Origin of the sequence: Rhodococcus sp. 14-1411-2a (assembly GCF_002259485.1) — a bacterium.
In the GTDB taxonomy this organism is placed as follows: Bacteria; Actinomycetota; Actinomycetes; order Mycobacteriales; family Mycobacteriaceae; genus Rhodococcoides.
The window spans coordinates 410,167-427,149 of record NZ_NPGA01000009.1 but is presented as its reverse complement, the minus strand read 5'-3'; the positions used below and the strand labels follow the sequence as shown (position 1 = coordinate 427,149).

General features: G+C 65.0%; 15 protein-coding genes. 7 read left to right on the top strand and 8 right to left on the bottom strand.

Annotation, left to right across the window (positions count from 1 at the left end; translation table 11 throughout):
- Positions 1-34 precede the first annotated feature (34 nt).
- Complete coding sequence (locus tag CH291_RS07580; protein ID WP_094639207.1) at positions 35-502, bottom strand: universal stress protein; 468 nt, start codon at positions 500-502, stop codon at positions 35-37.
- 155 nt (positions 503-657) lie between these two features.
- On the opposite strand from CH291_RS07580, the gene CH291_RS07575 reads away from it, so the two are divergent.
- Together CH291_RS07575 and CH291_RS07570 are read left to right on the top strand one after the other, a co-directional pair.
- On the top strand, positions 658-1,833 hold the full coding sequence (locus CH291_RS07575; protein ID WP_094687081.1) for a glycoside hydrolase family 3 N-terminal domain-containing protein: 1,176 nt from the start codon (positions 658-660) through the stop codon (positions 1,831-1,833).
- A 62-nt stretch (positions 1,834-1,895) separates the two neighbouring features.
- Positions 1,896-2,498 (top strand): TetR/AcrR family transcriptional regulator, encoded by a 603-nt coding sequence (locus CH291_RS07570; protein ID WP_032396646.1) that lies wholly within the window; start codon positions 1,896-1,898, stop codon positions 2,496-2,498.
- Positions 2,499-2,569: 71 nt separating this feature from the next.
- Here the strand turns inward: CH291_RS07570 and CH291_RS07565 are convergent, their stop codons facing one another.
- Positions 2,570-3,427 (bottom strand): MaoC/PaaZ C-terminal domain-containing protein, encoded by an 858-nt coding sequence (locus tag CH291_RS07565; RefSeq protein WP_068049153.1) that lies wholly within the window; start codon positions 3,425-3,427, stop codon positions 2,570-2,572.
- Positions 3,424-4,770 carry a 3-oxoacyl-ACP reductase gene (locus tag CH291_RS07560; protein ID WP_068049203.1) on the bottom strand — a complete coding sequence of 449 codons (1,347 nt, stop codon included), beginning with the start codon at positions 4,768-4,770 and terminating at the stop codon, positions 3,424-3,426. Before CH291_RS07560 ends, CH291_RS07565 begins: the two co-directional genes overlap by 4 nt.
- Before the next feature lie 83 nt (positions 4,771-4,853).
- Here CH291_RS07560 and CH291_RS07555 point away from each other — a divergent pair, with 83 nt between their 5' ends.
- On the top strand, positions 4,854-6,197 hold the full coding sequence (locus CH291_RS07555; RefSeq protein ID WP_094612988.1) for an acetyl-CoA C-acetyltransferase: 1,344 nt from the start codon (positions 4,854-4,856) through the stop codon (positions 6,195-6,197).
- 130 nt (positions 6,198-6,327) lie between these two features.
- Here the strand turns inward: CH291_RS07555 and CH291_RS07550 are convergent, their stop codons facing one another.
- From CH291_RS07550 to CH291_RS07530, 5 genes are read right to left on the bottom strand one after another with little or no spacing between them, the layout of a single operon-like run.
- Positions 6,328-7,647 (bottom strand): ABC transporter substrate-binding protein, encoded by a 1,320-nt coding sequence (locus tag CH291_RS07550; protein WP_094639204.1) that lies wholly within the window; start codon positions 7,645-7,647, stop codon positions 6,328-6,330.
- On the bottom strand, positions 7,644-8,687 hold the full coding sequence (locus CH291_RS07545) for a branched-chain amino acid ABC transporter permease (RefSeq protein WP_068049160.1): 1,044 nt from the start codon (positions 8,685-8,687) through the stop codon (positions 7,644-7,646). The genes CH291_RS07550 and CH291_RS07545 overlap by 4 nt, the downstream gene beginning before the upstream one ends.
- Before the next feature lies 1 nt (position 8,688).
- Positions 8,689-9,567 carry a branched-chain amino acid ABC transporter permease gene (locus tag CH291_RS07540; RefSeq protein ID WP_094639203.1) on the bottom strand — a complete coding sequence of 293 codons (879 nt, stop codon included), beginning with the start codon at positions 9,565-9,567 and terminating at the stop codon, positions 8,689-8,691.
- A gap of 22 nt (positions 9,568-9,589) precedes the next feature.
- Positions 9,590-10,312 (bottom strand): ABC transporter ATP-binding protein, encoded by a 723-nt coding sequence (locus CH291_RS07535; RefSeq protein ID WP_068049166.1) that lies wholly within the window; start codon positions 10,310-10,312, stop codon positions 9,590-9,592.
- Positions 10,302-11,123: an ABC transporter ATP-binding protein gene (locus CH291_RS07530; RefSeq protein ID WP_231893768.1), complete on the bottom strand. Its 822-nt coding sequence runs from the start codon at positions 11,121-11,123 to the stop codon at positions 10,302-10,304. Before CH291_RS07530 ends, CH291_RS07535 begins: the two co-directional genes overlap by 11 nt.
- A gap of 148 nt (positions 11,124-11,271) precedes the next feature.
- Between CH291_RS07530 and CH291_RS07525 the strand changes: the two genes are divergently transcribed.
- From CH291_RS07525 to CH291_RS07510, 4 genes are all read left to right on the top strand, one after another.
- A complete protein-coding gene (locus CH291_RS07525; RefSeq protein WP_231893769.1) occupies positions 11,272-12,576 on the top strand; it encodes a PucR family transcriptional regulator in 1,305 nt (434 codons plus the stop codon).
- Positions 12,577-12,805: 229 nt separating this feature from the next.
- Entirely contained in the window at positions 12,806-15,037 is a 2,232-nt protein-coding gene (locus CH291_RS07520; RefSeq protein ID WP_256980762.1) for a VanW family protein, read from the top strand.
- 148 nt (positions 15,038-15,185) lie between these two features.
- On the top strand, positions 15,186-15,677 hold the full coding sequence (locus CH291_RS07515) for a flavin reductase family protein (protein ID WP_094687080.1): 492 nt from the start codon (positions 15,186-15,188) through the stop codon (positions 15,675-15,677).
- Between the two features lie 256 nt (positions 15,678-15,933).
- On the top strand, positions 15,934-16,920 hold the full coding sequence (locus tag CH291_RS07510; RefSeq protein WP_143545899.1) for a hypothetical protein: 987 nt from the start codon (positions 15,934-15,936) through the stop codon (positions 16,918-16,920).
- Positions 16,921-16,983 lie beyond the last annotated feature (63 nt).

The following is a 16,983-nucleotide window of genomic DNA, read 5'->3' as shown; positions in this document are numbered from 1 at the left end:
TCACCCGTACCTGCAGAACAGGCCGGTGGACGCGTTACTTGCCGGGGGGAACGATCAGGACGGGTCGATGGCTGTGTCGCAGAACGTGCTCGGCCACCGAACTCTGGAGCAGCGCACGAAGACCGGTGGTGCCTCTCGTGCCGGTGACGATGATGTCGACGTTCATCTCGTCGGCCTTCTCCACGATCGCGCTCCAGATGGCGGTGGTGCATTCGGTGCACTGGCCCTCCACCTTCAGGCCCGCGGCCTCGGCCAGCGCGACACCTTCGCTGTTGGTCACCTTCGCGTCGGTGAGCGCAACGTCCTCGGCCTCGTCGTCGGGCACCCATTCGGGCTGCATGACGCCGGAGAGGCCGGACATTCGCGCGGCCTGACGCACCATCGGCTCCCACGCGGTGACGACGATCGCACGTGATGTGGTGAGAAAGCGTCCGGCATAGTCGATGGCGCGTTTGGCATTGTCGGAGCCGTCGTAGGCAATGAGTATGAGGTCTGCGGGCATGGTTCGAGGTCCTCCTCATGTCGCGTTCGTCCAGATTACCCCCATCCCCTTCGGGATCAATGTGGGTTTCAGTCGGTCGGAGTGCAACAAAGCCACATTGATCCGGACCCGGGGCGCGCAAGGAACACCCCCCGTCTCGGCTACCGTCGTATTCCATGCGACTTCGGTTTTCGGTTCGGTCCGCTGCGGTGATGACGGTCGGTGTCGGCTTGTTGGTCTCGTGCTCGAGTGAGTCCACGCAGGTCGCGTCGACGCAGACGGCACCACCTGCCTCGACGACGACTGCGGCCGAGACGACGGTCCCGCAACCGCTCCCACCCGTCGACGAGTGCGTGACGTTCGTCGAGGGCCTCACCGAGCGTCAGCGACTGGCGCAGTTGCTCACCGTCGGAGTCACCGGAACTGCGGACGCGGTGCAGATCATGTCGACCGAGCAGGTCGGTGGCCTGTTCGTCGGGAGTTGGACCGACGAGTCGATGCTCGGAAATCGGGAAGTACCGCAGGTGCTCGACGCCTCCGCGGTGGCTCCGATGATCACCATCGACGAGGAGGGTGGACGGGTCTCGCGCGTCGCGGATCTGTTGGGAGAGGCACCGTCGGCGCGAGTGTTGGCACAGACGATGTCGGTGGACGAGGCCTATCAGGCGGCGTTGACGCGCGGCCAGGGGTTGAAGGATCTCGGTGTCACCGTCGACTTCGCTCCGGTGGTCGATGTGAGCGCTCAGCCCGATGATTCCGTCATCGGCGACCGGTCGTTCTCCGACGATCCGCAGGTCGTCATCGAGTACGCGGGTGCGTACGCGCGAGGTCTGGAAGACGCAGGCGTCAAGCCGGTCATCAAGCATTTCCCCGGGCACGGTTCGGGATCGGGCGACTCGCACACCGGCGCGGTGACGACGCCGTCGCTCGACGAGTTGAGGGCCAAGGATCTCCTGCCGTTCGCGGCGTTGAACAACACCGGCGTCGGCGTCATGGTCGGGCACCTGGATGTGCCGGGACTCACCGAGCCGGGTGTGCCGGCGAGTATCAGCCCGGCCGCGATGGCGTTGTTGCGCGACGGCGTCGGATACGGTGCCGCACCGTTCGACGGCCCGATCTTCACCGACGACCTCAGCGGCATGGCGGCGATCACGGCGAGGCTCGGGATCGTCGACGCGGTCGAGGCGGCGTTGGTTGCGGGAGCAGATGTGGCGCTCTGGCTCACCACCGATCAGGTGCCCGCGGTGTTGGACAATCTCGAAGACGCGGTGGCGACGGGACGCCTCGACGCGGCGCAGGTGGACGAGGCTGCGGCGACGGTTGCCCGGTTCAAGGGGGCGTGCGGGGCCTGATTGTGCGGTACTGGACCTTACTGTGGAGTAACGTCTAGTACTTCGTACGTATTGGAGGGTCCATGGCTGGCGGCACCAAGAGATTGCCCCGCGCCGTCCGCGAGCAGCAGATGCTCGACGCGGCGGTGGATGTGTTCTCCGACAACGGTTTTCACGAGACGTCGATGGATTCGATCGCCAAGAAGGCGGCCATCTCCAAGCCGATGCTCTATCTGTACTACGGGTCGAAGGACGAGTTGTTCGCGGCGTGTATTCATCGCGAGGGCGTCAAATTCGTCGAGGCCCTGACTCCTGCTGCGGACCCGACGCTGACGCCGCGCGAGCAGCTGCGCAAAGCGCTGATCGGCTTCCTGGGATTCGTCGGCGAGAACCGGAAATCGTGGATGGTGCTCTACCGTCAGGCGATCGGCCAGCAGGCGTTCGCCTCGCAGGTGCAGAGCAGCCGGGATCGGCTGATCGAGCTGACGGCCGGTTTGCTCGCCATGAGCACGAGGGATCCGGAACAGTCGCAGAATTTCGGGCTGATGGCCGTCGCGTTGGTCGGGGCAGGTGAGGCCGTGGCCGACCGCGTGGCGGGCGGCGAAATCGAGGTCGACGCCGCAGCGGACCTGTTGGAGAACCTGGCCTGGCGCGGCCTGGCGGGAAAGAAGACCGCCACGACTTAGGCTCCTGCCGAACTCGAAGTTATGGACGAAAATCCTAGGAAATCCGTCCATAACTTCGAGTTCGAGCTAACTCAGCGCAGGGTGCCCGTCAGATGCGGGTAGCCCTTCTTCGGGTTCTTCAGCGACAGGTCCCAGCCGGTGCCGACGGCATCGGCGTAGGCGTTGACCGTCGCGGGCAGGACGATCGGCTTGCCGAAGCGGATGCTGTAGTTCACGGCCTCCGGAATTCGACCCTCGACGGTCTGCAGGACGGCTGCCGCGCTCCACATTCCGTGCGCGATGGTCTTCGGGAACCCGAATGCCTTTGCGCCGAGCGAGGATACGTGAATCGGGTTGCGGTCTCCGGAGATGGCCGCGTACCGGCTGATGATCCGCTGATCGACGCGCAGGGTGCGGGTCGGGGGCGGCGGGACCTCGTCGGCGGGCGGTGCCTCACGGGGTCCACCGGACAGCGACGTCTTCTGCAGGCTCAGGAAGCTCGAGGTCTGCTTCCAGACCAGTTCCCGTCCCACTTTGACCTCGCTGATCAGGTCCACCAACAAACCCTTGCGATGCTCGCGCAGATTCTCCGCGTGCACTCGGATGTCCAGCGGTTCGGAAGCGGAGATGCCACGGAACTGCTCGATGACGTTCTCGGCGTGTACCGAACCGATGGCCGCGAACGGAAAGCCCTTGGACACCATCAGTTTCATCACCGTCGGGAAGACGAGGGTGAAGGGGTAGGTCACCGGGAGCTGATCGCCGAATCGCAGCCCCGTCGCCCGGCAGTACCCGGCGAGGTTGTCGGGGTCCACCCGCAGGCCCTTGAGTTCGTACACCGTGTTCGGCACCGACGACGACCGGGATCCGAGGAACGGCAGCGCGCCGAGCGCAGCCGAGGTGTAGATGTCGGAGGTCTTCGGCTGCGCGGTGAGCGTGACGGTGCTCATGCGCCGAGCAGGCTCTGGCCGCACACGCGCACGACCTGGCCGGTGACGGCGTTCGATGCGGGAGAAGCGAAGTACGAGACCAATTCTGCGACGTCCACGGTCTCGCCGCCCTGCAGCAGCGAGCTCATGCGGCGTCCGGCCTCACGGGTGGCGAACGGGATTGCCGCGGTCATCGCGGTCTCGATGAAGCCAGGGGCGACGGCGTTGATGGTGATGTTCTTCTTCGCCAGCACCGGTGCGGATGCATGCACCAGGCCGATGACTCCGGCCTTGGAGGTGCCGTAGTTGGTCTGGCCGCGGTTGCCTGCGATGCCTGCGATGGAGGAGACGTCGACGACGCGGCCGCCCTCCTTGAGTGCGCCGGATGCGACCAGCTCGTCGGTGATGCGCTGCGGGGCAGCAAGATTGACGCCGATGACCGAGTTCCAGCGGGCGTCGTCCATGTTGGCGAGGGTCTTGTCGCGAGTGATGCCTGCGTTGTGCACGATGATGTCGGCTCCGCCGTGGCGCTCGAGCAGGTGCTTCGAGAGGACCTCTCCGGCGTCGGGGGAGGTGACGTCGAGTGCGAGCGAAGTGCCGCCGACCTTGTTGGCCGTCTGCGACAGTGCTTCTCCGGCAGCGGGAATGTCGGCTGCGATGACGGTCGCTCCGTCGCGGGCGAGGACCTCGGCGATGGTGGCACCGATGCCGCGGGCCGCTCCGGTGACGACGGCTACCTTGCCTGCGAGCGGCTTGTCCCACGAAGCCGGTGCTTGCGAGTCGGCGTCTCCGACGGTGATGACCTGGCCGTCGACGAAAGCGGACTTGGCCGAGAGCAGGAAGCGGAGGGTGGATTCGAGGCCGGACAGGCCGGTCGACGCCTTGGGGGAGATGTAGACGAGCTGCGCCGTGGCACCGCGCTTGACCTCTTTGCCGACGCTGCGGGTGAAGCCTTCGAGGGCGCGCTGAGCGATGTGCTCGTCGACGCTCGAGGTCTCCTCCGGCGTCGTGCCGATGACGACGACGCGAGCGGACGGTGCCAGGTTGCGGATGACCGGCTGGAAGAACTTGAAGAGCTGCTCGAGCTCGGCGACATTGCCGATTCCGGTGGCGTCGAACACCAGTCCACCGTGCTTGTCGTCGTGCGGCTGCGACTGCGGGTAGTCCGACAGCAGCTCACGCAGCGGCTCGACGAGGCGGCCACTGCCACCGATCAGGACCGGTCCGGCCAGCGGCGGCTCGCCTGCCTTGTAGCGGCGCAGCTTCTCGGGCTGCGGCAGGCCTGCCTGCTTGGCGATGAAGGCTCCCGGCGCGGACGCGAGGAACGTTGAGTAGAGATCTGGGGCTCCCTTGGAGGCTGCCACTGTCGTACCTTTCATTCAGCGCTGCTCGCTCGAGGAGCGAGGCGCACGACCGGGTGTCGACAACCAACTTACTCGCCAGTAAGATGAAACTCCACCAGGGCCTTTTTCGACGATGTTTGGAGACGTCAGTGACAAGCAAGCAGCTACGACCGGTCGCAATCGTCGGTGGCAACCGCATTCCTTTCGCGCGCTCGGACAAGAAGTACGCGCTGGCGTCCAACCAGGACATGCTCACCGCGACCATCGACGGGCTGGTCTCGCGATTCGGTCTGCAGGGCGAGCGCCTCGGTCTCGTCGCCGCCGGTGCCGTGCTCAAGCATTCACGCGATTTCAACCTCACTCGCGAGGTCGTCCTCGGTAGCGCGCTGAGCCCGTACACCCCGGCCTTCGACATCCAGCAGGCCTGCGGCACCGGCCTTCAGTCGATCATCGCCGTCGGCGACGCCATCGCGTCGGGTCGCATCGATGCCGGTATCGGCGGCGGTGTCGACACCACCTCCGACGCTCCGATCGGCGTCAACGACGAACTGCGCGAGTTCCTGCTCTCCCTGAACCGGGCCAAGAGCACCACCGACCGCATCAAGCTTCTCGGCAACGTCCGTCCCGGCATGCTCGGCATCGAGATCCCGCGCAACGGTGAGCCACGTACCGGCCTGTCGATGGGTGACCACGCCGCCATCACCGCCAAGGAATTCGGCGTCCGCCGCGAGGACCAGGACGAACTGGCCGCAGCGAGCCACAAGAACATGGCTGCCGCCTACGATCGCGGCTTCTTCGACGATCTGGTGACGCCGTTCCTCGGCCTGACCCGAGACGACAACCTGCGTCCGGGATCGACCGTGGAGAAGCTCGCGACGCTCAAGCCGGTCTTCGGAACCAAGCTGGGCGACGCCACCATGACGGCCGGTAACTCGACGCCGCTGACCGACGGTGCGTCGGCTGCCCTGCTGTCGAGTGACGAATGGGCCGCCGAGCGCAACCTGCCGGTGCTCGCGCATCTGGTCGATTCCGAAACCGCCGCAGTCGATTACGTCCATGGCAACGGATCGTTCAAGGACGGCCTGCTGATGGCTCCGACCTACGCGATTCCGCGTCTGCTCGCGCGCAACGGCCTGACGCTGCAGGATTTCGACTACTACGAGATCCACGAGGCGTTCGCTTCGGTGGTGCTCGCAACTCTGCAGGCTTTCGAGAGCGACGAGTACTGCAAGGAGCGGCTCGGCCTCGACAGCGCGCTCGGTTCCATCGATCGCAGCAAGCTCAACGTCAACGGCTCCTCGCTCGCAGCGGGTCACCCGTTCGCCGCGACCGGCGGACGCATCGTGGCCTCGCTGGCGAAGATGTTGGCCGAGAAGGGCTCGGGCCGTGGCCTGATCTCGATCTGCGCGGCCGGTGGCCAGGGCGTCACCGCGATCATCGAGCGCTGATCACTGCAGCTTCGGCTGCTCACGAATCGGGGGACACAGGGTCGGCGGATCCGGTAATCGAGGGGTTTTCGGATCTGCCGACCACGACATGAAAAAGGGGCACGCATCCGCGTGCCCCTTTCTCGTGTGATCAGCCGGGTATGCCGCTTTCCGGCGGGGTCGATTCTTCGCCGGTGTATTCCTCCACAGCCGAATCGCCGATGTCCGTCTGCAGTACCGGAGTCAGGTACTCGGGCACTCCGCCGCGGATCTGGAAGACACTGGCACCGGAGATACCGAGGTGACTGTCTTCCGAGTACCGGAACGGAGCCAGCTGCGGTCCCTCGAAGTCCATTCCGCCGTCCTGGATGGCTGCGACGATGCCCTCACGGGTGGGATTCTCGCCTGCCGCCTCGAGTGCCTGCACGAAGGCGTAGGCCTGGCTCAGACCGTAGATCCGGTAGTTCGTCAGTGGATCACCGGTTCCGTTCTCCGCCCACACCTTCTGCCACAGTTGGGTCCACGGGTTCTCCGGAGAGTCGACGCCCGGGATGTACTCCAGCGAGATCATCCCTTCGAGCGACTGTGCGCCGTCGGTGACCGCACCCTGCGAGAAGCGGCCCAGCAGTGAGCCGACGAGGTCGACGTCGGAACCGATCGAGCTGTAGAACCACTCGGGGTCGTAGTTCAGCCGCATGGCGGTCAGCTGGCTCAGCGCGGTGTACGAGGGCACGTTGAAGCCGAGGATCAGATCGGCTCCGGCACCTTGCAGGGCCGCGATCTGAGGTGCGACATCGGTGTTGCCCGAGGTGTAGCGCACGACCTCGACGATCTGGTCGTCGAGATACTGGCGAACCGCTTCCTCACTGTCTCGGCCGAGGTCGTCGTCCTGGAGGAACAGTCCGACCTTGGCGTCGGGCCGGTTCTTGGTCACCCAGTCGCCGATGATCTTGCCCTCGACCTGGTAGTCGGGCTGCCAGCCGAACGTGTTGGGGTACTTCTCTGGATCGTTGCCCCACATGATCGCGCCGGAGGAGACGAACAGGTCCGGCACACCCTCCTCGTTGAGGAAGTCGATGACAGCGCTGTGGGTCGCGGTGCCGAGTCCGCCGACGACGGCGAACACCTCGTCCTGCAGGACGAGTTCGTTGACCACCTGGGTGGTGGTGGTCGGATCGTACGAATCGTCTCGAACCACGTACTCGATCTGCCTGCCGTTGATGCCGCCCGCGGCATTGACGTAATCGAAGTAAGCCTGGGCGCCCGTGGGGATTTCGCTGTAGCCGGGAGCCGCGACCCCGGTCAACGGGAAGTGGGCACCGATCTTCACCGACGTGTCGGTGATGCCGACCGTCGATCCTTCCGAGGACTCCGTCGCCTCGTCTCGGCCACCTGCACCGCACGCCGCGGCCAACGAGACGACGGCGACGAGCGCGGTCGTTCTGAACGCCACCGATCCGAACTTTTTCATTTCATTCCTTTTCTGGTTGTACGTAACTTGCGATACGTGCCCACCAAACCCAGTGGGGCGAACAGGATGACGAGGACGGTGAAGATTCCGGTCACCAGTGGTGCGAGTTCGGCCGATTGCAGACTGCTCAGCCCCAGATCGAGACCGAGGTTGGTCACCACCGGCGGGATGTAGGTCAGCAGAACGGCCCCGATCAATGCGCCGGACAGGGTTCCCAGTCCACCGATGACGACGGCGGAGAGCAGGGTCAGCGAGAGGGTGAGGGTGAAGCCGCTCGGTGCCGCGATTCGGGCCGACATCGCCAGCACTGCACCGCCCGCGCCGGCACAGGCCGCACTGACCACGAATGCGAGGATGCGTGCGCGGCCCAGGTCGATACCGGACAACTCTGCGGCGACCTCGTCGTCTCGGACGGCCCGCCAGCGACGACCGATGCGGCTCGACGAGATGTTGGCCAACAGGAAGAACACCAGCACGAGCAGTATCCAGCTGACGTACGCGACGAATTTCGTTCCGCTGAGCTCGTTTCCGGTGACGAAGAACATCATGTCGTCGATCAGCTCCGGCACTTTCGGTGCCGGGACGACGAGGCCTTGTTCGCCGCCGAGGTAGTCCGAGAAGTACAGGGCCAGGCCCGGTACGGCGACGGCGAGCGCCAGCGTCGCACCGGCCAGGTACGGCCCGTGCAGTCGGGCGGCGGCCACTCCGACCACGATGCCCACCACTGCCGAGATCACGGTGGCGGCAAGCAGGACGAGGGGTACCGACCATCCCGAATCGTTGGCGCGCAACATCAATGCTGCGGTGTACGCACCGACCGCCATGAACGCGCCGTGCCCCAGGGACAGCTGGCCGCTCAACCCGGTCAGCACCGTCAGTCCGCCGGCAGCGATCGCCAGGTAGGCGACGGACGTGAGTTGGCTCTGACGGAAGGTGCTCAGAGATTCGAGGGCGAGCACGATGACGACGAGTCCGATGACAGCGCCCAGGAAGTGGCGTCGAACCGGTGTTGCGGTGAGGCGAGTGAGAGTCGCGTTCATGTCATACCCTCCTGGCCGCGGAGCCGGCGAAGAGCCCGCTCGGTCGCAGCAGAAGCACGACGATCAGGATCACCAATGCCGCGCTGGAGACCAGATCCTGACCGAGATAGCCGCTGACGAAACTGAGCCCGATGCCCATCAACAGTCCGCCGACCACTGCGCCCGCCGGGCTGTCCAGTCCGCCGAGAACTGCTGCGACGAAACCGAATACGACGATCGAGTCCATGTAGCCCGGATGTACCAGCGAGCCACCTGCGATGAGCAGACCCGCCAGCGAACCGACCACTGCGGCCAGAGCCCAACCGAGAGTGAGCATTCGGCTCACGCGGACTCCGAGGAGTTTCGCGACCTCCTGCTCGAAGGCGCTCGCGCGCATCTTCAGTCCCAGATCGGTGAACCGGAAGAGCAGGATCAGCAGTCCCAGGACCACGAGGACGGCGATGATCTTGAAGATGTCGTAGCCGGTCAACGCCACGTTCATGTCGCCGATCCGCTGCCCGGTGAGGCCGAACGGTGCGGGGAAGGAACGGAATTGGTTGCCGAAGATGATGGCGGCCACCGCGTGGATGATGATGAACAACCCGAGCGTGAGAATGACCGGGTTGATGTGCGACGAGCTGTCGACGAACCGGATGACGAGTCGCTCCGTCAAGGCTCCCAGGAGCAGGCCGCACAGCAGCGCGACTGCGAATCCGATCCAGTACGAGTAGCCGGCGTCGATGACGACCAGTGCCACGTACGTGGTGATCATGGCCATCGGGGCCTGGGCGAAGTTGACGATGCGAGTCGATCGCCAGATGAGGACGAGGGCGAGCGCGAACGCGGCGTAGATCATGCCTGTCGTCACGCCGTTGATGAGGATGGTGAGCAGTTGTTGCACTGTGGCAGGCGTCCTTTCGGCTCTAGAACCCGAGGTAGGCGTGTCGGAGGGCGTCGTCCCCGGCCAAGGTGTCGGCGGGACCTTCCACCGCGACCTTGCCCAGATCCAGAACGACGGCGTGTTCGGCGATCGACAGCGCGCTGCGAGCGTTCTGTTCGACGAGAACGACGGTCATCGACTCGGAGTCGACGAGCCCGCGCAACGTCTCGAATATCTGTGCGGCGACTTTCGGTGCGAGTCCGAGAGAGGGCTCGTCGAGCAGAAGCACCGACGGTGTCGCCATCAGTGCTCGGCCGATCACCAGCATCTGCCGCTCTCCGCCGGACAGGGTGTGTGCGGAGGACGTTCGACGGCCGGTCAGGGGCGGAAACATGTCGTAGATGCGGTCGAGGGTGACGGCGTCGTGACTTCGGTTGCGTCCCATCGCACCGAGTCGAAGATTCTCGTCGACGGTCAACTCGGCTATGACGCCACGTCCCTCGGGAACGTGCGCAAGACCCTTGCGGGACATGCGATCCGGTGCCACGCCGACTATGTCGGCCCCGGCGAGTTCGATCCTCCCCGATACCGGTTTCAGCAATCCCGAGATGGTTCGCAGCAAAGTCGTCTTCCCTGCTCCGTTCGCGCCGAGTACGGCGGTGACAGCTCCGGCCGCGACGGTCATCGACACCGAGTCGAGGGCGGTGACCGGGCCGTAGCGAACGGTCAGATCGGTGATTTTCAGGTGTGCCGCGTCAGTCTTCATGTGCCACTTCGTTTCCGAGATATGCCGCCAGTACGGCAGGGTCCTCGCGGATCTGATCGGGCGTTCCCTGTGCGATGACCTTGCCGAAATCCAGCACGTAGATTCGGTCGCACACACTCATCACGAGATCCATGTGGTGTTCGACGAGCATCACCGATGTTGCGGGTCTTTCCGGTTCGGAATCGGTGGGTGCCGTTGCGAGCGATCGGATCTCGTCGCCGAGCTCGCTCATTTCGTCACTGGACAGACCCGAGGCGGGTTCATCCAGCAGGAGCAATGTCGGTGCGCTCACCAGGGCGCGTGCGAGCGCAACGCGTTTGCGCACCGCGTACGGCAGGCTCGGTGGCAATCGGTGCGCATAGCCGTCGATGCGCAGGCGTTCGAGAGTGGCCATCGCGGTGGAACGGACGGCGGCATCGTCGGAGGCGCTCGACGGTAGGCCGAGGAGGCCGGCGACGATCCCGGTGTGCGCTGTCCGGTCGGCACCGACCATGACGTTGTCCAGCACGGTCATCCGATCGAACAGTCCGAGTCCCTGGAGAGTTCGGCTCATGCCGAGCCGGGGAAGGTCGTGCGGTCGTAGCCGGGTCAACGGTTCGCCGAGTCGTCCGAGTGTTCCCGATCGGGGACGAACGAGTCCGCAAGCGACGTTGAACAGAGTCGTCTTGCCCGCACCGTTGGGCCCGATGACGCCCAGAACTTCGCCGGGTCGCACCTCGAGACTGACTCCGGACAGCGCGACGATGCCGCCGAAGGACACCTCGATGTCCGCCATGGTGAGGACCGGGTCCTTCGTTCGAAGAGAGTTCAAGTGATCCACCTCACAATCTGTTGCGTTCACTATGGTGCGTTTCGCACAACGGGCGATATGGGCGCTGCGCACAGAATGTTTGGGTCCCTGGGCACCAGTAACGGTCAAATCGGCCTGTCATGTGGGCTCAGTGCGCAAAACTGTCCAGGTGGGTGCTCCCGATGGTCGACGCGCATCGGCGCGTTCGGCTGCCCGCGGAGCGGTGACGGACTCCGACCAGGAGAAAATTCGGAGTGCGTGGGCCGCGTTGACGCCACGGGCCGACGCGATCGCCGACTCCATCACGCTGGCGCTGATCGAGCAGGAACCCGCCTACCTGGCCAGTTCCACTCCGGACATCGCCGGCGAGATCAGGCGCAGTACCCGTGAGCACATCAATCAGGGCCTTCGCACGTTGTCGGGGCTACGTACCGCGAACGACAACACCCGTGAGGTTTGGCGTCGTACCGGCAGGGAGCGTGCACGCCAGGGCATTCCGATGGAGTTGGTGCTCAAGGCGTACACGCTCGGGAGTCGGACGCTGTGGGAGGAGTTGATGCTCGAGCGCGAGCAGCGTCGAACCAGGATCGACGAGCATCTGCTTCTGGTGGCCGGGCAACAGTTGTGGCGTGCGCTCGACAGTCAGTACGAGACTCTCGTCGAGGCATACCGTCAGGAAAGCGCCCGGATGCAGCAGCGGGATATCGCCAACGTTCTGGTGATACTCGACGGCCTCCGATCGGGGCGAGGTGGTGATCCGGCATTCGTCATGGAAGCTCGTGCCACTCTTGGCCTTTCGGCATCGCAACAAATTGCGTGTGTGGTCGGACCGCTGGACGATCAAGGGTCGCCGCCGCTCCCGGCACCCGAGGACGCGTTGGATCAGATCGGTGCGGTCTCGCATTGGAACACCAGGGACGGCCACCAGTTCGCGCTCGTCGCACTCGGAACCGGATCGTGGAACTCCGTCGTCGACGCGCTCGCTGCTCGGGCCGTCGGGCCGGTGGGGGTCGCGCATTCTCCGGAGGGTCTGTCGTCGTTCGCGGCGGCGTACCGCCTTGCGGCATTGACAGCCGAGACCATCACCGAGGACAGCGGCGTTGCCTTGGCGACGGACCGACTGCCCCGCGTGATCATGGCGGCCGACGACCAGTCGTCGGAGTTGCTGGTTCGCCACGCTCTCGGAAAGTTGTGGACGCACCCGGAGCCGCATCGAGGAACGCTGCTCGACACCCTCGCGCACATGCTCGCGTCGGACGGATCGCCCACCAACGCCGCCAAGGCGCTCTACTGCCACCGAAACACCGTGATCTACCGGGTTCACCGGATCGAGGAATTGACCGGGCACGATCTGACCGATCCGCGAGATCGGCTCTTGCTCACCCTCGCGCTGGTCAGGACGGGACATTGGGCCCGAGCCGTCGGGCAAGGGGACAGTTCGACGACCCGTGGATCATTCAACCGAATGAATTGACGAGACAATTTCGCAGTCGTTGTAACGAGGTGGCACAGCCTGCATATATTCCAGTTGGCTCCGTGCTGCTGCCTGACCCCCGACCCGGCAGCAGCGCGGAGCCTTTGTCGTTCCTGCGCCGATGGTCTCCGAGTGAGCGTCACCGTTCGGTTTGCGTAAGCTCGTGCCGGGGGTACGCCGTGCAGAAGGGCGGAACGAACAACCAACGGTGGTCCTGGAAGGGTCGAACGTGAGCGAGGGCAACAGTAGGTCGGGTGACGCACCCAACGGTGCCGAACCGAAACCCGACGTACCGCCGTACGACGCTCCCACCGAGGTCTTCGGCGCGATCGGCGACGAGGCGGCCGGTCCCGAACATGCATCCGCCGCCGAGCAGATCCCGGAAACGGAGCCCGAGCATGCATCCGAGGTGGAAGCCGACACCGCTGAGCCCGAGTCCGACGACACGGAATCCGCTGTCGCAGACCCGGCCGTCGACGATGTCGAGACCACCGAAACCGCCGCCGCTGAGGCTGGGGACGCGAAGCCCGATGCGGTCCCGGCCCCTGCACAGCCGCCCGCAGCCGACGAATCGCCGACGATCGCGCAACCCGTTGTTCCCGCAGAAGCCGATGTTCCTGCTGAGACCGTTGCTCCTGCGCAGACCGTTGTTTCTCCCCAGGCCGAGTCGCCGGTCCAGCCACCGGTGATTCCGCCGGAGGACGGAGCGCCGCAGGCCGCCGACGGGTCCGGGTTCGTGCCGCCGTGGCGGAAGATCGCGATCGGGACCGGCGCGGTGGTTGCGGTTCTCACGCTGCTGTATGCGGCGGATTGGATCACCTCCAGCGACCGAGTACCCCGTGGTGTGACCGTCGCCGGGATCGAGGTCGGCGGCAAGAGCCACTCCGACGCCGAAGAACTCCTGCGCTCGGAGCTCGGTGCGCGCGCCGAGCAGCCCGTATCGGTCGACGTCGGCGACCGACAGGTCGAGGTACTGCCTGCCGCTGCCGGTCTCGGTGTGGACTGGAACGCCACGCTCGACCGCGCCGGATCGCAACCGATCAACCCGATCACTCGACTGACATCGTTCTTCGGCAGCCGCGAGATCGGCGTCGTGTCGACCACGGACGAGCAAGCGCTCACCGCTGCCGTCGATGGCCTGCGGGTCGAAACCGACCGCGACCCCGTCGAAGGCGACGTCGTGTTCGACGGCAGCACACCGATTGCCGTCGCGCCGTTGGCCGGTCGGATACTCGACGCCGACGGGACGCGTCGCAACCTGCAGACCGAATGGGCCTCGGGCGTAACGGAAGCGGTGTACGAGTCCACTCCCGTTACGGTGACCCAGGAAGCCGTCGACCAGGCGCTGGAGAACATCGCCGCACCTGCGGTGGAGGCACCGGTGATTGTCGCCGGTCGCGAGAACGTCGACGCGACGCTGCCGACGGATCGGGTGGGCGAGGTTCTCCGCTTCGACCCCGACGGCCAGGGCGGACTGACCCCGATCTACGACACCGACGTCGCCACAGGCATTCTCGCGCCGCAACTCGTGCGCACCGAGGTACCGCCGAGGGACGCGTCGTTCACCTTCTCCGGCGGTGCACCGACCGTCGTCCCCGGAGAGATGGGCGAGCTGGTCGAGTGGCGCAAGACCCTCGAGCAGTTGCCTGCCCTGCTGTCCGCTGACGGACCCCGCACCACCGAGGCGATCTACGAGCCGGCCCCGCCCGCTCTCACCACCGAAGCCGCGCAGAATCTCGGTGTGCGAGAAGTGATTGCCGAGTACACCACCGGCGGATTCGAGTACGCGTCGGGCGTCAATATCGGGCTGACGGCGCAGATCGTGAACGGTGCGCTCGTGAAGCCGAAAGAAACGTTCTCGCTCAACGAGTACACCGGTCCGCGAGGTACCGCGCAGGGCTTCGTCGAGTCGGGGATCATCGACAACGGTCGACCCGATCGCGCCGTCGGCGGCGGCATCAGCCAGTTCGCGACGACGCTCTACAACGCGTCCTACTTCGCCGGTATGGAAGACACCGACCACACCGAGCACAGCTACTACATCAGCCGATACCCCGAGGCGCGCGAAGCGACGGTCTTCGAAGGTGCCATCGACCTGAAGTTCACCAACCCGAACGACACCGGTGTGGTCATCCAATCGTTCGCCGATTCGTCCAGCGTCACCGTCCGACTGTGGGGAACCAAGACGGTCGACGTCGAATCGATCACCGGTTCGCGAACCAACTTCACCTCACCCGACACGGTGACACTGCCCGCAGGCGCAGGCTGCGTCGCGTCCGGTGGAGGCCAAGGATTCACCGCCAGTGACACCAGGGTGATCAGCGATGCCGCGTCGGGCAGGGAAATTTCGCGGAACACCCGAACGGTGAAATACGACCCGATCCCCATCGTTCGATGCGTTCAGCCCGATCGCCCGGCACCCGCGGCGGACCCGGCTCCGGAACCGGAAGAAGACGAGTGATGCTGCAACCGCGAGAGGGTCATTCGAATCACGTCGATTCGGACTGTAGCGTTGCCGCCCGATCGGGTGTTTGCTTGCACTAGGTGTTCGCTCGTCGGAACTGTGCCCACGCGGGGTTGCATCACAAGATCGAAAGGGAGCTTCGTCCATGACGCTCACACGTACCGTCCTCGATCAGCAGACGCTTCGTGAGGCGTACGCGCAGTTCCCGAGCGGAGTGGTCGCGATCGCCGCGAAGATAGACGGCGTCCTGGTGGGCTTGGCGGCCAGCAGCTTCGTATCGGTGTCCATCGACCCGCCCCTCGTCGCGGTGTGCATCCAGAACACGTCGACGACATGGCTGAAACTCGAGTTGGCACCCAACATCGGCGTCAGCGTTCTCGGCGAGGCGCACAACGACGCCGTCCGTACCCTGGCAGCCAAGACCGGTGACCGATTCGCCGGCCTCGACCTCACCGTCACCGACGGGGGAGCAGCCTTCATCGTGGGGGCCACCGCATGGCTCGACACCACCATCGAGCAGCAAATCCCCGCGGGCGACCACGCAATAGTGTTGCTGCGCATACATTCCCTGGACGTCCAGAGTGAAGTGAACCCAATCGTGTTCCACGGCAGCAAATTCCGCAAACTGCAGCAGTAGCGGCTGTTCCCTGTTCCTGTTCGCCTGCTTCGGTTCCCCAGTCTTCGCAAAAGCGCGCGCGTTTGTTGAATGCGCGCGAATTGGTGGCCTGATCGGGGGCAATTCTGCGCGCACCTGACGACTGCGCGCGCGTTGGCGGCTCCGGCGCCACAGCGAACTGGTACGCCCGTACCTGTATTCTTCCACAGGTCCGAAGTTGTACACAGGCAGGTACTTTCGTCCTCGGATCGGTGCGCGCATGGTCGAGACTCGAAAGATGAGGGATGACCGAATGGTGCGACGCTCGGAGGCTCTTGCCGATGGCAATGCCGATCACGAGCTGCGAGCAATGTACGAACGCGGGGGCTGGGAGCGTTTGGTGAATGGCGTCTACGTTCCGACGTCGAGGCTGGCCGGCCTTTCGGGGCAGGAGCGGCATCGGTTGTTGATCGACGCCGTATTTCCGATGATTGCGGACGGCAGCACGGTGAGTCACCGTTCGGCGGCGCTACTGCACGAATTACCCTTGCCCACGGGCGGATTCGACAAAGTTCACGTCACCCGACGCCGCCGCGGCGGAGGTCGAGCGAATGCAGCGGTGATCGTGCACTGTGCGCCGTGGGTACCCAGCACCACCGTCGACGGAATTCCCGTGACCTCATTGGCGCGGACGGTTGTCGACCTTGCCCGTACCGAGCCGCTTCTGTCGGCGGTGATCGCAGGTGACTCAGCTCTGAAGCGCTGCGATCCGAAGGAGCTTGAGTCGGAGTTGCAGCGTGCTCGGGGATGGAAAGGTGTGGCGCAGGCGCGACGAGCCGTTTCCCTCATGGACGGGCGGAGCGAAAACCCCGGCGAGTCTCAGAGTCGAGTCATTCTGCGTGAGAGCGGATTCGACGTGGAATCGCAGGTGGAGATCCTGGATCCGGACGGGCGGACGGTGGCGCGGATCGATTGGCTGGTCAATGGCGTCGTGGTGTGCGAGTTCGATGGTAAAGCCAAGTACACCAAGTACCTACGGCAGGATGAGCACCCCGGCGACGTGGTGTTCAGGGAGAAGGTGCGGGAGGACGCGGTGCGCGATCTCGGCTATCCCGTCGTGCGCTGGACGTGGGCAGATTTGGCGAATCCGGCGGAGCTGGTGGCGCGCGTGGCCCGAGCTGTGGAGCGGGCTGCTGCCCTGCCTCCACCACGAGGGACGGTGCGGAGTACCTCGTGCGGCCCGCAAATGCGCGCGCATTCGCCGAATGCACTCGAAATTGCCTGAGTATTCGGCAGAATTCGCGCGCATCTGACAAACGCGCGCGCTTTTGCGGCGGCTGGGGGTTTG

Bases quoted from the DNA above. Each gene is read 5' to 3' on its own strand.
- CH291_RS07565 (WP_068049153.1), bottom strand. From the start codon at position 3,427: ATGAGCACCGTCACGCTCACCGCGCAGCCGAAGACCTCCGACATCTAC.
- CH291_RS07515 (WP_094687080.1), top strand. From the start codon at position 15,186: ATGACGCTCACACGTACCGTCCTCGATCAGCAGACGCTTCGTGAGGCG.
- CH291_RS07580 (WP_094639207.1), bottom strand. From the start codon at position 502: ATGCCCGCAGACCTCATACTCATTGCCTACGACGGCTCCGACAATGCC.
- CH291_RS07550 (WP_094639204.1), bottom strand. From the start codon at position 7,647: ATGAAAAAGTTCGGATCGGTGGCGTTCAGAACGACCGCGCTCGTCGCC.
- CH291_RS07555 (WP_094612988.1), top strand. From the start codon at position 4,854: ATGAAACTCCACCAGGGCCTTTTTCGACGATGTTTGGAGACGTCAGTG.
- CH291_RS07570 (WP_032396646.1), top strand. From the start codon at position 1,896: ATGGCTGGCGGCACCAAGAGATTGCCCCGCGCCGTCCGCGAGCAGCAG.
- CH291_RS07535 (WP_068049166.1), bottom strand. From the start codon at position 10,312: ATGAAGACTGACGCGGCACACCTGAAAATCACCGATCTGACCGTTCGC.
- CH291_RS07575 (WP_094687081.1), top strand. From the start codon at position 658: ATGCGACTTCGGTTTTCGGTTCGGTCCGCTGCGGTGATGACGGTCGGT.
- CH291_RS07545 (WP_068049160.1), bottom strand. From the start codon at position 8,687: ATGAACGCGACTCTCACTCGCCTCACCGCAACACCGGTTCGACGCCAC.
- CH291_RS07510 (WP_143545899.1), top strand. From the start codon at position 15,934: ATGAGGGATGACCGAATGGTGCGACGCTCGGAGGCTCTTGCCGATGGC.